The sequence below is a fragment of the Streptomyces fradiae genome (assembly GCF_041270065.1).
Lineage (GTDB): Bacteria > Actinomycetota > Actinomycetes > Streptomycetales > Streptomycetaceae > Streptomyces.
In genome coordinates, this window is sequence record NZ_CP065958.1 from 1,791,278 (window position 1) to 1,803,679 (window position 12,402).

At 72.0% G+C, this 12,402-nt stretch carries 11 protein-coding genes; 8 read left to right on the forward strand and 3 right to left on the reverse strand.

Annotated features, from left to right (window positions below; all coding sequences use genetic code 11):
* From JAO84_RS08050 to JAO84_RS08060, 3 genes are all read left to right on the forward strand, one after another.
* On the forward strand, positions 1–936 hold the full coding sequence (locus JAO84_RS08050; RefSeq protein WP_370411699.1) for an ABC transporter ATP-binding protein: 936 nt from the start codon (positions 1–3) through the stop codon (positions 934–936).
* Complete coding sequence (locus JAO84_RS08055; RefSeq protein ID WP_370411701.1) at positions 933–1,721, forward strand: ABC transporter permease; 789 nt, start codon at positions 933–935, stop codon at positions 1,719–1,721. Before JAO84_RS08050 ends, JAO84_RS08055 begins: the two co-directional genes overlap by 4 nt.
* A gap of 157 nt (positions 1,722–1,878) precedes the next feature.
* A complete protein-coding gene (locus JAO84_RS08060) occupies positions 1,879–2,847 on the forward strand; it encodes a heme A synthase (protein WP_370411703.1) in 969 nt (322 codons plus the stop codon).
* A gap of 9 nt (positions 2,848–2,856) precedes the next feature.
* On the opposite strand, the gene JAO84_RS08065 is transcribed toward JAO84_RS08060, so the two are convergent.
* The 3 genes from JAO84_RS08065 to JAO84_RS08075 all read right to left on the reverse strand — a co-directional run bounded on the left by JAO84_RS08065 (position 2,857) and on the right by JAO84_RS08075 (position 5,412).
* Positions 2,857–3,939 carry an amidohydrolase family protein gene (locus JAO84_RS08065; RefSeq protein ID WP_370411704.1) on the reverse strand — a complete coding sequence of 361 codons (1,083 nt, stop codon included), beginning with the start codon at positions 3,937–3,939 and terminating at the stop codon, positions 2,857–2,859.
* Between the two features lie 86 nt (positions 3,940–4,025).
* On the reverse strand, positions 4,026–4,361 hold the full coding sequence (locus tag JAO84_RS08070; protein WP_370411706.1) for a hypothetical protein: 336 nt from the start codon (positions 4,359–4,361) through the stop codon (positions 4,026–4,028).
* Positions 4,362–4,464: 103 nt separating this feature from the next.
* The gene (locus JAO84_RS08075; protein WP_265866100.1) at positions 4,465–5,412 is read right to left on the reverse strand and encodes a heme o synthase; all 948 of its coding nucleotides are present in this window, start codon (positions 5,410–5,412) and stop codon (positions 4,465–4,467) included.
* Between the two features lie 350 nt (positions 5,413–5,762).
* Here JAO84_RS08075 and tkt point away from each other — a divergent pair, with 350 nt between their 5' ends.
* From tkt to pgl, 5 genes are read left to right on the forward strand one after another with little or no spacing between them, the layout of a single operon-like run.
* The gene (tkt, locus tag JAO84_RS08080) at positions 5,763–7,850 is read left to right on the forward strand and encodes a transketolase (protein ID WP_370411708.1); all 2,088 of its coding nucleotides are present in this window, start codon (positions 5,763–5,765) and stop codon (positions 7,848–7,850) included.
* A 36-nt stretch (positions 7,851–7,886) separates the two neighbouring features.
* On the forward strand, positions 7,887–9,005 hold the full coding sequence (gene tal / locus JAO84_RS08085; RefSeq protein WP_370411710.1) for a transaldolase: 1,119 nt from the start codon (positions 7,887–7,889) through the stop codon (positions 9,003–9,005).
* 5 nt (positions 9,006–9,010) lie between these two features.
* Positions 9,011–10,543 (forward strand): glucose-6-phosphate dehydrogenase, encoded by a 1,533-nt coding sequence (gene zwf / locus JAO84_RS08090; RefSeq protein WP_370411712.1) that lies wholly within the window; start codon positions 9,011–9,013, stop codon positions 10,541–10,543.
* A complete protein-coding gene (gene opcA, locus JAO84_RS08095) occupies positions 10,540–11,613 on the forward strand; it encodes a glucose-6-phosphate dehydrogenase assembly protein OpcA (protein WP_370411714.1) in 1,074 nt (357 codons plus the stop codon). The genes zwf and opcA overlap by 4 nt, the downstream gene beginning before the upstream one ends.
* Positions 11,610–12,392 (forward strand): 6-phosphogluconolactonase, encoded by a 783-nt coding sequence (gene pgl, locus JAO84_RS08100; protein WP_370411716.1) that lies wholly within the window; start codon positions 11,610–11,612, stop codon positions 12,390–12,392. Before opcA ends, pgl begins: the two co-directional genes overlap by 4 nt.
* Positions 12,393–12,402 lie beyond the last annotated feature (10 nt).

The following is a 12,402-nucleotide window of genomic DNA, read 5'->3' on the forward strand; positions in this document are numbered from 1 at the left end:
ATGCGAAACGAGTCCGTCGAGTCCGCCGTCCGGGTCCGGGGCCTGGTCAAGCGGTACGGGACGAAGACCGCCGTCGACGGCCTCGACCTGGACGTCCGGGCCGGCACCGTCACCGCCGTCCTCGGCCCCAACGGCGCCGGCAAGACCACCACCATCGAGAGCTGCGAGGGCTACCGCCGGCCGGACGCCGGCACCGTGCGCGTCCTCGGCCTCGACCCGGTCGCCGACGCCGCCGCCCTGCGCCCCCGGATCGGCGTCATGCTCCAGTCCGGCGGCGTCTACTCCGGCGCCCGCGCCGACGAGATGCTCCGCCACATGGCGAAGCTGCACGCCCACCCGCTCGACGTCGACGCCCTCATCGAGCGCCTCGGCCTCGGCTCCTGCGGCCGCACCACGTACCGGCGGCTCTCCGGCGGGCAGCAGCAGCGGCTCTCCCTCGCCATGGCCGTCGTCGGGCGCCCCGAACTCGTCTTCCTCGACGAGCCCACCGCCGGCCTCGACCCGCAGGCCCGCCGCGCCACCTGGGACCTGGTCCGCGAGCTGCGCGCCGACGGCGTGAGCGTCGTGCTCACCACCCACTTCATGAACGAGGCCGAGGAACTCGCCGACGACGTCGCCATCGTCGACGCCGGCCGCGTCGTCGCCCAGGGCAGCCCCGAGGAGCTGTGCCGCGGCGGCGCCGAGAACACCCTCCGCTTCGCCGGCCGCCCCGGCCTCGACCTCGGCTCGCTCCTCAAGGCGCTCCCCGACGGCTCGGCCGCCGCGGAACCCCTCCCCGGCACGTACCGGATCACCGGCACCGTCGACCCGCAGCTGCTCGCCACCGTCACCACCTGGTGCGCCCAGCACGGCGTGATGCCCGACCGCATCTCGGTCGAGCGCCACACCCTTGAGGACGTCTTCTTGGAACTGACCGGCAAGGAGCTGCGCGGATGAGCGCCGTCACAGGTACGGACACGGGTACGGGGACGTACGCGCCGAAGCCCGGGGCCGCGCCCGTCGCGCGGATGATCGCCGCGCAGACCGCCCTGGAGACCAGGATGCTGCTGCGCAACGGCGAACAGCTGCTCCTGACCGTGATCATCCCGTCCCTCCTCCTGGTGCTGTTCTCGACGGTGGACATCGTCGAGACCGGCGCCGGCAAGGCCGTCGACTTCCTCGCCCCCGGCGTCCTCGCGCTCGCCGTGATGTCCACCGCCTTCACCGGGCAGGCCATCGCGACCGGCTTCGAGCGGCGTTACGGGGTGCTCAAGCGGCTCGCCGCCTCGCCGCTGCCCCGCTGGGCGCTGATGACCGCCAAGACGCTGGCGGTGCTCGTCACCGAGGTGCTCCAGGTGGCGCTCCTGACCGTGATCGCGCTCGCGCTCGGCTGGTCGCCCCAGGGCGACCCCTTGTCGGTGTTCGTGCTGCTCGTCCTGGGCACCGCCGCCTTCTCCGGGCTCGGGCTGCTCATGGCCGGCACCCTGAAGGCGGAGGCCACGCTTGCCGCCGCGAACCTGGTGTTCCTGCTGCTGCTCGTCGGTGGCGGCGTGATGGTGCCGCTCGAGAAGTTCGGCGCGGCCGGCGACGTGCTCGCGTTCCTGCCGATCTCGGCGCTCTCCGACGGGCTGCGCGACGTCCTGCAGCACGGCGCCGGAATGCCCTGGGGCGACGCGCTGATCCTGGCCGTGTGGGCGGTCCTCGGGCTCGGCGCGGCGGCGAAGTTCTTCCGCTGGGAGTGACGCCACGGGGGCTGCCCGAGGGGCGCCCTCCGTAGCGGTTCGGTGACGTTTCGAGGCGACTCGCCCCGTAAGCACCCCCTCGTGCCCCTCTTGTTTTCCCGGGGGAGACGACTCCCCCGGACCCCCTCGTGAAAACACGCACAAGCCCCGTCCTACGATGGGGCCCGTGCAGACCCCCCTCGCCTTCATCGCCCAGCGCTGGACCCCGTCCCCCCGGACGCTCCGGCGCGCCGCGCTCTCCGCCGTCGTGATGAGCGTGATCATCATCGTCACCGGCGGCGCGGTCCGGCTGACCGGCTCCGGCCTCGGCTGCGACACCTGGCCGAAGTGCACCGACGACAGCCTGATCGTCACCGCCGAGCAGGGCTTCCACGGCTTCGTGGAGTTCGGCAACCGCATGCTGACCTACGTCCTGTCGGCGGCCGTCGGCTGGGCGATCATCGCCGCCCGGTCCGCCAAGCCCCGCCGCCGCCCGCTGACCCGGCTCGGCTGGGCCCAGTTCTGGATCGTGATGAGCAACGCCGTCATCGGCGGCATCACCGTCTGGATGGGCCTCAACCCGTGGACGGTGGCCGGTCACTTCCTGGCCGCGAACTCGCTCCTGACCGTCGCCGTGATCACCTGGCACCGGGCCGGCGAGGGCGACACCACGCCGAAGCCGCGGGTGCCGCGCCCGGTGCGCAAGCTGTCCTGGGCGATCGTCGCGGTCTCCGCGGTGCTCATCGCGCTCGGTACGACGGTCACCGGCGCCGGCAAGCACGCCGGCGACAGCAGCGACGTGCCGCGCATGCCGTGGGACTGGACCAACGCCGCCCACGTCCACGCGATCGGCGCCTGGGCGCTGTGCGCGCTCGCCGTGGCGATGTGGCTGGTGCTCCGCGTGGTCGACGCCCCGGACGACACCCGGGCCCGCGCCCGCGACCTGCTGGTCGTGCTCTTGGGTCAGGGTGCGGTGGGCTACGTCCAGTACTTCACGGGCGTCCCCGAGGTCCTGGTGGCCCTGCACATGCTCGGCTCGTCCCTGATGTGGATCGCGGTGCTGCGGCTCGCCCTGAGCCTGCGCGAGCGCCCGGTGACGCCGGCGGAGATCCCGGCCCAGGCCGACGCCGTACCCGCCAACGCCTGAGCCGGGCCGTCACGCCAACCGGTACACCCGCTTGGCGTTGCCCTCGGCGATCATCCGCGCGACCCGCTGCGCGTCGGTACGGGACCAGGCGCCGTCGCCGACCCACTCGCCGAGCACCCGGCTGAGCGCCCCGCGGAACACCCCGGCGGCCACCACGTGGAGCTCGGGCAGGGCGCGGGCGCCGCTGGAGAAGAGGAGCTTGCCGAACGGGGCCAGCTCCAGGAACTCGGCGAGCACGGCCGCGGCCCGCGCGCCGGTGCGGGCGACGACCGGGCCGAGGTCGGCGTGCACGTGCGGGAAGTGGGCGGCGAGGCGGGCCGCCTGGCGGTGGTGCGGGTAGGAGTGCAGCAGCACCAGGTCGGTGCCGAGGCCGCCGGTGGCGGCGGCGAACCCGGCCAGGCTGCCCGGGTCCCGGTCCCCCACGTGCAGTTGCAGCGGGCGTCCCGCGCCCACGGCCACCCACAGCAGATGGCGCAGCAGCACCGGGTCGTCCACCGGTCCGCCGGCCGGGCGCCGGGCCAGCCAGCGGCCGGCCGCGCCGCGCACCTCGCCCGGTCCGGGCGGCTCGGGGACGGCGGCGAGCCCGCCCCGTACCCCTGCCGCCGAGGAGAAGGCGACGGCGCCCGCGGCGGCCCCGTGGACGGCGTCGGCGAGGTTGGCCAGGAAGGCGTCGACGGTGCCGGAGGTGTCGGCGACCTGCTGGGCGAGCGGTTCGAGCCGGACGATCTCGTGGGCGGCGGCCTCGCCCGTGGCGGCCAGTTCGGCGGGTCCGGTGAGGTCGCCGGGCGGCCCGGTGTCGACGAGGTAGGTGGTGATCCCGGAGGCCCGGAGCAGGCGCCGGCCGGTCTCCAGGACGCCGAGTTCGCGGCGCCGGGCGAGATAGCGGGCCGGCGGGCAGTGCGGTTCGAGGCCGAGCAGCGGCGGGCACCAGCGGCGTACGGCGAAGCCGGTCTGGGTGTCGAAGAAGGTGGTGCCCGCGGCGGCGGCAGGGGCGCCGGCCGGCGCGAGATGGCTCTCGAAGGTGCCGAGGCCGAGCTCCGTACGGAGCACCCCGTGGCAGTACTGGTCGACCAGGCGCGGTGTGTCGATCATTCGGGGGGCTCCCACGTGTGGACGGGCTTGCACCCCTCCTAACGGGTGAGCCCCGCGCGAGGTTGTCGCTTCAGCCGGTTGTCGCCTCAGCTGTTGGACGGACCGCCGACCTGGATGCCGGCCATGCGGGTCCACTCGTACGGGCCGGTGACGACCTTGGCGGCGAACTCGCCGTCGAACTCCTCGTGGAGGGTCAGGCCGGCCAGCTCGGCGGCCTGCTCCGCGATCGCGTAGCTGGGCGCGACCAGGTCGCCCCAGCCGCCGTCCTCGCCGACGAGGACGATGCGGGTGCCCGCCTGTCCGATGTGGGCGAGCTTGCCCTCGGCCCCGCCGTGCTGACCGGCGAACGCCTTGATCTCCTTGGCCAGCTTGGCCGCCTTGCGCTCCGCGCCCCTGGGCTCCGCCTGCTTCGTGTCTGCCATGCCAAAGATGCTACTCGGGGGTAGATCACGTGGCGACGGCCGGGGCACGTGGCGTGGGCCACGCGCCCCGGCCGTCGACCGGGCTGGCACGAGTCAGGAAGGACTAGCGCAGGAAGGGGTCCACCGCGACCGCCACGAAGAGCAGCGAGACATAGGTGATGGACCAGTGGAACAGGCGCATCTCCTTGAGCTTCGCGCCCGTCACCTCCGCCTTGGCGCGGTTCAGGAGGGCGTGCGCCTCCCACAGCCACCAGCCGCCGGTGGCAAGCGCGACGGCCGTGTAGAACCAGCCGGTGTAGCCCAGCGGGGTGAGCAGCAGGGAGACCGCCACCATGACCCAGCTGTAGATCACGATCTGCTTGGCGACGACCTTGTTGGAGGCGAGCACCGGGAGCATCGGGACGCCGGCGCGCGCGTAGTCGTCCTTCACCTTCATCGACAGCGGCCAGTAGTGCGGCGGCGTCCAGAAGAAGATGACGAGGAAGAGGATGATCGCGGCCCACGACATCGAGTTCGTGACGGCCGACCAGCCGATGAGCACCGGCAGACAGCCGGCGATGCCGCCCCAGACGATGTTCTGCGCGGTGCGCCGCTTGAGGATCATCGTGTAGACGACGACGTAGAAGAGGAGCGCGCCGAGCGAGAGGGCGGCGGACAGCCAGTTGACGAGCAGGCCGAACCACAGCGTGGAGATCACCGCGAGGCTGAGGCCGAAGACCAGGCCCTCGCGCGGGGTGAGCACCCCGGTGACCAGCGGGCGCTGGGAGGTGCGGTCCATCAGGGCGTCGATGTCGCGGTCGATGTACATGTTCAGCGCGTTGGCGCCGCCCGCGGAGAGGTAGCCGCCGAAGCAGGTGGCGAGCACCAGCCACAGGTCGGGCACGCCCTGTTCGGCGAGGAACATCACCGGCACGGTGGTGATGAGCAGCAGTTCGATGATCCGCGGCTTGGTCAGCGCCACGTATGCCTTGACGCGGGCCCCGAACGGCCGATGGCCCCCCGGGCTGGGAGTCAAGACGACCCCTGCGGGTCGGGACTCGACGGCCGTCACGCACACCCCTGACAGAGAATTCCCAGCAAGCTCCCCGGATGAAGACGGGGTGAAGACTTGCGCGTACCACGCCACTGTAGACGTTGCTCATGGGCCGATCTTCGCGGGGGTGGGGTCGTGTTGGCGGGGGTCACCCGAGGGTGCGTCCCAGTGGGTGGACACGCCGTGCGGAGCGGCCGCCGGGGCGGCTCGGGAGGCGAAGTGCCACGGGCGGCGGCAGTCTTGCCGTAAGCGCTCATTTGAGGGGCGTGAGCCCGAAAAGAGGGGCGTTTTTCGGGGGTAGGCTCGACAACGCCGGGGACACCCTCAGTCACCGGCTACAGACATGTGGAGAGGAGCCCTGACTCAGGGTGAGCACTAAGCCGACCACCACAGACCTCGAATGGACCGAACGGGACCAGCGGGCCGTGGACACCGCCCGCATCCTGGCCGCCGACGCCGTACAGAAGGTCGGCAACGGCCATCCCGGCACGGCCATGAGCCTGGCGCCCGCCGCGTACACCCTCTTCCAGAAGGTGATGCGCCACGACCCCGCCGATCCGGAGTGGGTGGGCCGTGACCGCTTCGTCCTCTCCGCCGGGCACTCGTCCCTGACCCTGTACACGCAGCTGTACCTGGGCGGCTTCGGCCTCGAACTGGACGACCTGAAGTCGTTCCGCACCTGGGGCTCGAAGACCCCGGGCCACCCCGAGTACGGGCACACGGCCGGTGTGGAGACCACCACCGGTCCGCTCGGCCAGGGTGTCGCGAACGCGGTGGGCATGGCGATGGCCGCCCGCTACGAGCGCGGTCTGTTCGACCCGGAGGCCCCGCAGGGCACCTCCCCCTTCGACCACCGGGTGTACGTGATCGCCGGCGACGGCTGCCTGCAGGAGGGCATCTCCGCCGAGGCGTCCTCGCTCGCGGGTCACCAGAAGCTCGGCAACCTGATCATGCTGTGGGACGACAACCACATCTCGATCGAGGGCGACACCGAGACCGCCGTGTCCGAGGACACGATGAAGCGGTACGAGGCGTACGGCTGGCACGTGCAGCGCGTCGAGCCGAAGGCCGACGGCGACCTGGACCCGGCCGCGCTCTACGCGGCGATCAAGGCCGCCGAGGCCGAGACCGAGCGTCCGTCGTTCATCGCGATGCGCTCGATCATCGCCTGGCCGGCCCCGTCGGCGCAGAACACCGAGGCCGCGCACGGCTCGGCGCTCGGCGACGAGGAGGTCGCGGCCACCAAGCGCGTCCTGGGCTTCGACCCGGAGCAGACCTTCGAGGTCTCCGACGAGGTCCTCGCGCACACCCGCGCGCTCGGCGACCGCGGCCGCGAGGCCCGCGCCGCGTGGGAGAAGCAGCTCTCCGAGTGGCGCACCGCCAACCCGGAGCGCGCGGCCGAGTTCGACCGCATCGAGGCCAACGAGCTGCCCGCCGGCTGGGAGAAGGCCATCCCGGTCTTCGAGCCCGGCAAGGGCGTCGCGACGCGTGCGGCGTCCGGCAAGGTGCTGCAGGCGCTCGGCGCGGTGATCCCGGAGCTGTGGGGCGGCTCGGCCGACCTGGCCGGCTCCAACAACACCACGATCGACAAGTCGTCCTCCTTCCTCCCGGAGGGCAACCCGCTGCCCGAGGCGGACCCGTACGGCCGGACCATCCACTTCGGCATCCGCGAGCACGCGATGGCCGCGGAGATGAACGGCATCGCGCTGCACGGCAACACCCGCATCTACGGCGGCACCTTCCTGGTGTTCTCCGACTACATGCGCAACGCGGTGCGCCTGTCCGCGCTGATGCACCTGCCGGTGACGTACGTGTGGACGCACGACTCGATCGGTCTCGGCGAGGACGGCCCGACCCACCAGCCGGTGGAGCACCTGGCCTCGCTGCGCGCCATCCCGGGCCTGAACCTGGTCCGCCCGGCCGACGCCAACGAGACGGCGATCGCCTGGCGCGAGATCATGCGCCGCCACACCAAGGTGTACGGCAAGGGCGCCCCGCACGGTCTGGCGCTGACCCGCCAGGGCGTGCCGACCTACGCGCCGAACGAGGACGCGGCCAAGGGCGGCTACGTGCTGTTCGAGGCGGAAGGCGGCGAGCCCCAGGCGCTGCTGATCGCGACCGGTTCCGAGGTGCACCTGGCCGTCGAGGCCCGGGAGCAGCTGCAGGCCGCGGGCGTCCCGACCCGGGTGGTCTCGATGCCGTCGGTCGAGTGGTTCGAGGAGCAGGACCAGGAGTACAAGGACGCCGTCCTGCCGCCGTCGGTGAAGGCGCGCGTCGCGGTCGAGGCCGGTATCGGTCTGACCTGGCACCGGTTCGTCGGCGACGCCGGCCGGATCGTCTCGCTGGAGCACTTCGGTGCCTCGGCGGACGCGAAGGTGCTGTTCCGCGAGTTCGGGTTCACGCCGGAGGCGGTCGTCGCCGCCGCGCGGGAATCTCTCGACGCCGCCGCGCGCTGACGCGCATACGTACGACTTATTGGAGATGCAATTCTCATGACAGACGCTCTCAAGCGCCTCTCCGACGAAGGCGTCGCGATCTGGCTCGACGACCTCTCGCGGAAGCGGATCACGTCCGGCAACCTCGCCGAGCTCATCGACCAGAGCCATGTGGTGGGTGTGACCACCAACCCGTCCATCTTCCAGAAGGCGATCTCCTCGGGTGACGGCTACGAGCAGCAGCTCGTGGACCTCGCCGCCCGCAAGGTGACGGTGGACGAGGCCATCCGCATGATCACGACGGCGGACGTGAGGGACGCCGCCGACATCCTGCGCCCGGTCTTCGACGCGACCCAGGGCCAGGACGGCCGGGTCTCGATCGAGGTCGACCCGCGCCTGGCCCACGAGACGGCGGCCACGATCGCCGAGGCCAAGCAGCTGGCCTGGCTGGTGGACCGGCCCAACACCCTCATCAAGATCCCGGCCACCAAGGCGGGTCTGCCGGCGATCACCGAGGTCATCGGCCTCGGCATCAGCGTGAACGTGACGCTGATCTTCTCGCTCGAGCGCTACCGCGCGGTCATGGACGCCTACCTGGCCGGTCTGGAGAAGGCCCGCGAGCGCGGCCTGGACCTGTCGAAGATCCACTCCGTGGCGTCCTTCTTCGTGTCCCGGGTGGACACCGAGATCGACAAGCGCCTGGACGTCATCGGCACCGACGAGGCCAAGGGCCTCAAGGGCAAGGCGGCCGTCGCCAACGCGCGGCTCGCGTACGAGGCGTACGAGGAGGTCTTCGGCTCGGAGCGCTGGGCGGCCCTGGACAAGGCGCAGGCCAACAAGCAGCGTCCGCTGTGGGCCTCGACCGGCGTGAAGGACCCGGCGTACAAGGACACCCTGTACGTGGTGGACCTGGTCGCCCCGGGCACCGTCAACACCATGCCGGAGGCGACCCTGGAGGCCACCGCCGACCACGGCGAGGTCACCGGCGACACCATCCGCGGCACGTACGAGGAGTCCCGCAAGGTCCTCGACGCGGTGGCCGCGCTCGGCATCTCGTACGACGAGGTCGTCCAGCTCCTGGAGGACGAGGGCGTCGACAAGTTCGAGGCCTCGTGGAACGACCTGCTGAAGTCGACCGAGGCGGAGCTCTCCCGCCGTACTCCCTCGGAGGCGTAAGCACCTTGAGCGCAGTCACCGGAGCCAACCCGCTCCGTGACGCCGCAGACCGACGGCTCCCGCGCATCGCGGGGCCGTCGGGTCTGGTGATCTTCGGTGTCACGGGCGATTTGTCCCGTAAGAAGCTGATGCCTGCCGTCTACGACCTCGCGAACCGTGGTCTGCTGCCGCCGGGCTTCTCCCTCATCGGATTCGCCCGCCGCGAGTGGGAGAACGAGGACTTCGCACAGGAGGTCCACGAGGCGGTCAAGCAGCACGCCCGCACCCCGTTCCGCGAGGAGGTGTGGCAGCAGCTGATCCAGGGGATGCGCTTCGTCCAGGGCGACTTCGACAGCGACGACGCCTTCGAGCAGCTGAAGTCCACCATCGAGGAGCTGGACAAGGCGCAGGGCACGGGCGGCAACTTCGCCTTCTACCTCTCCGTGCCGCCGAAGTTCTTCCCCCTGGTCGTCCAGCAGCTCAAGAAGCACGGCCTGGCCGACCAGAAGAACGGCGCGTGGCGGCGCGCCGTCATCGAGAAGCCGTTCGGCCACGACCTGGAGTCCGCCAAGGAACTCAACGAGGTCGTACACGAGGTCTTCCCGCCCGAGGCGGTCTTCCGGATCGACCACTACCTCGGCAAGGAGACCGTCCAGAACATCCTGGCGCTCCGCTTCGCCAACACCCTCTTCGAGCCGATCTGGAACCGGTCGTACGTCGACCACGTGCAGATCACCATGGCCGAGGACATCGGCATCGGCGGCCGGGCCGGCTACTACGACGGCATCGGCGCGGCCCGTGACGTCATCCAGAACCACCTCCTCCAGCTGCTCGCGCTGACCGCGATGGAGGAGCCCGCCTCCTTCGACGCCGACGCGCTCGCGGCGGAGAAGACCAAGGTGCTCGGCGCGGTGAAGCTGCCGAAGGACCTGGCGAAGTCCACGGTCCGCGGTCAGTACGCGGCCGGGTGGCAGGGCGGCGAGAAGGCCGTCGGCTACCTGGAGGAGGACGGGATCGACCCGCAGTCGAAGACCGACACCTACGCGGCGATCAAGCTGGAGATCGACAACCGCCGCTGGGCGGGCGTCCCCTTCTATCTGCGCACCGGCAAGCGGCTGGGCCGCCGGGTCACCGAGATCGCGGTGGTCTTCCAGCGCGCCCCGCACTCCCCCTTCGACCAGACGGCCACGGAGGAGCTCGGGCAGAACGCCCTGGTCATCCGGGTCCAGCCGGACGAGGGCGTGACGATGCGCTTCGGCTCCAAGGTGCCTGGCACCCAGATGGAGGTCCGGGACGTGTCGATGGACTTCGCCTACGGCGAGTCCTTCACCGAGTCCAGCCCCGAGGCCTACGAGCGGCTCATCCTCGACGTCCTGCTCGGCGACTCCAACCTCTTCCCGCGGGTCGAGGAGGTCGAGCTGTCCTGGAAGATCCTCGACCCGATCGAGCGGTTCTGGGACGGGCACGGCAAGCCCGCGCAGTACCAGTCCGGGACCTGGGGTCCGGTCGAGGCGGACGAGATGCTCGCACGAGACGGCAGGAGCTGGCGCCGGCCATGAAGACCGACCTGACGGACACCACGTCCTCCAAGATCAACAAGGCGCTGGTGCTCGGGCGGCGGGCCATCGGCACCCCGGCCGTCGGCATGGTGCTCACCCTCGTCATCGTCACCGACGAGGAGAACGCCTACGACGCGCTCAAGGCGGCCAACGAGGCGTCCCGCGAGCACCCCTCGCGGACCCTCGTCGTCATCAAGCGGGTCTCGCGGGGACCGCGGGACCGCAGCAAGGCGCGGCTCGACGCCGAGGTCCGCCTCGGCGCCGACGCCAGCACCGGCGAGACGGTGGTGCTCCGGCTGTACGGCGAGGTCGTCGACCACGCCCAGTCGGTGGTGCTGCCGCTGCTGCTGCCGGACGCGCCGGTCGTCGTCTGGTGGCCGGTGAACTCGCCGGCCGACCCGGCGAACGACCCGCTGGGCGCCCTCGCCCAGCGCCGGGTCACCGACACGTACGCCGCCGAGCAGCCCATCCAGGAGCTGACCGCGCGCGCGGACGCGTACACCCCCGGCGACACCGATCTGTCGTGGACCCGGATCACCCCGTGGCGCTCGATGCTGGCCGCCGCGCTCGACCAGGTCGCCTGCGAGGTGACCTCGGCCGAGGTCGAGGGCGAGGAGTTCAACCCGAGCGTCGAACTGCTCGCCATGTGGCTGGCGGACCGGCTGCAGATCCCGGTGCGGCGCGCCAAGTCGGGCGGCCCGGGCCTCACTTCGGTACGCCTGGAGACCAACACCGGGCCGATCGTGCTCGACCGGCCGGACGGCTCGCTCGCGACGCTCTCCATCCAGGGCCAGCCCGACCGGGCCGTGGCGCTCAAGCGCCGCGAGACCGCCGAGCTGATCGCGGAGGAGCTGCGCCGGCTCGACCCGGACGACACCTACGCCTCGGCGCTGCGCTTCGGTCTGGAGCGGCTCGACGAGGAGGCGGCGACGACCGCGCCGCAGGTGGACCGGGTGGAGGCCGAGGAAGTGGTCGTGGTGGAGGAGGTCGCCGAGGTCGCGGAGGCTCCCAAGCCCGCCGCGAAGAAGTCCCCGGCGAAGGCCACGGCCAAGAAGGCGGCGGGCAGGTGAGCGCTCCGCAGCTGGTCGTGCACCGCGACAAGGAGCTGATGGCCGAGGCCGCCGCGGCCCGGCTGATCACCAGGATCGTGGACGCCCAGGCCGCCCGCGGCTCCGCCTCGGTGGTGCTCACCGGCGGCCGCAACGGCAACGGCCTGCTGGCGGCGCTGCGTGCGGCGCCGGCCCGGGACGCGATCGACTGGTCGCGGCTCGACCTGTGGTGGGGCGACGAGCGCTATCTCCCCGAGGGCGACCCGGAGCGCAATGTCACCCAGGCCCGCGAGGCGCTGCTCGACAGCGTCCCGCTGGACCCGGCCCGGGTGCACGCGATGCCGGCCTCGGACGGTCCGTACGGCTCCGACGTGGAGGCGGCGGCCGAGGCGTACGCGGCGGAGCTCGCGGCGGCCGTCGCTCCCGGCGACCACGGCGGGGTGCCGACCTTCGACGTGCTGATGCTGGGCGTCGGCCCGGACACCCATGTCGCCTCGCTGTTCCCGGAGCTGCCGGCGGTCCGCGAGACCGAGCGGACGGTGGTGGGCGTGCACGGCGCGCCGAAGCCGCCGCCGACCCGGATCTCGCTGACCCTTCCGGCGATCCGGGCCGCGAAGGAGGTCTGGCTGCTCGCGGCCGGCGCGGACAAGGCGAAGGCCGCGGCCATCGCGCTGTCCGGCGCGGGCGAGGTGCAGGCCCCGGCGGCCGGTGCCCGCGGCCGGGCGCGCACGCTGTGGCTGCTCGACGCGGCCGCGGCGGCCGAGCTGCCGCGGAGCCTGTATCCGCCGGCCTCGGCCTGACTCCCTTGCG

Bases quoted from the DNA above. Each gene is read 5' to 3' on its own strand.
- JAO84_RS08050 (WP_370411699.1), top strand. From the start codon at position 1: ATGCGAAACGAGTCCGTCGAGTCCGCCGTCCGGGTCCGGGGCCTGGTC.
- JAO84_RS08055 (WP_370411701.1), top strand. From the start codon at position 933: ATGAGCGCCGTCACAGGTACGGACACGGGTACGGGGACGTACGCGCCG.
- JAO84_RS08060 (WP_370411703.1), top strand. From the start codon at position 1,879: ATGGGGCCCGTGCAGACCCCCCTCGCCTTCATCGCCCAGCGCTGGACC.
- JAO84_RS08065 (WP_370411704.1), bottom strand. From the start codon at position 3,939: ATGATCGACACACCGCGCCTGGTCGACCAGTACTGCCACGGGGTGCTC.
- JAO84_RS08070 (WP_370411706.1), bottom strand. From the start codon at position 4,361: ATGGCAGACACGAAGCAGGCGGAGCCCAGGGGCGCGGAGCGCAAGGCG.
- tal (WP_370411710.1), top strand. From the start codon at position 7,887: ATGACAGACGCTCTCAAGCGCCTCTCCGACGAAGGCGTCGCGATCTGG.
- opcA (WP_370411714.1), top strand. From the start codon at position 10,540: ATGAAGACCGACCTGACGGACACCACGTCCTCCAAGATCAACAAGGCG.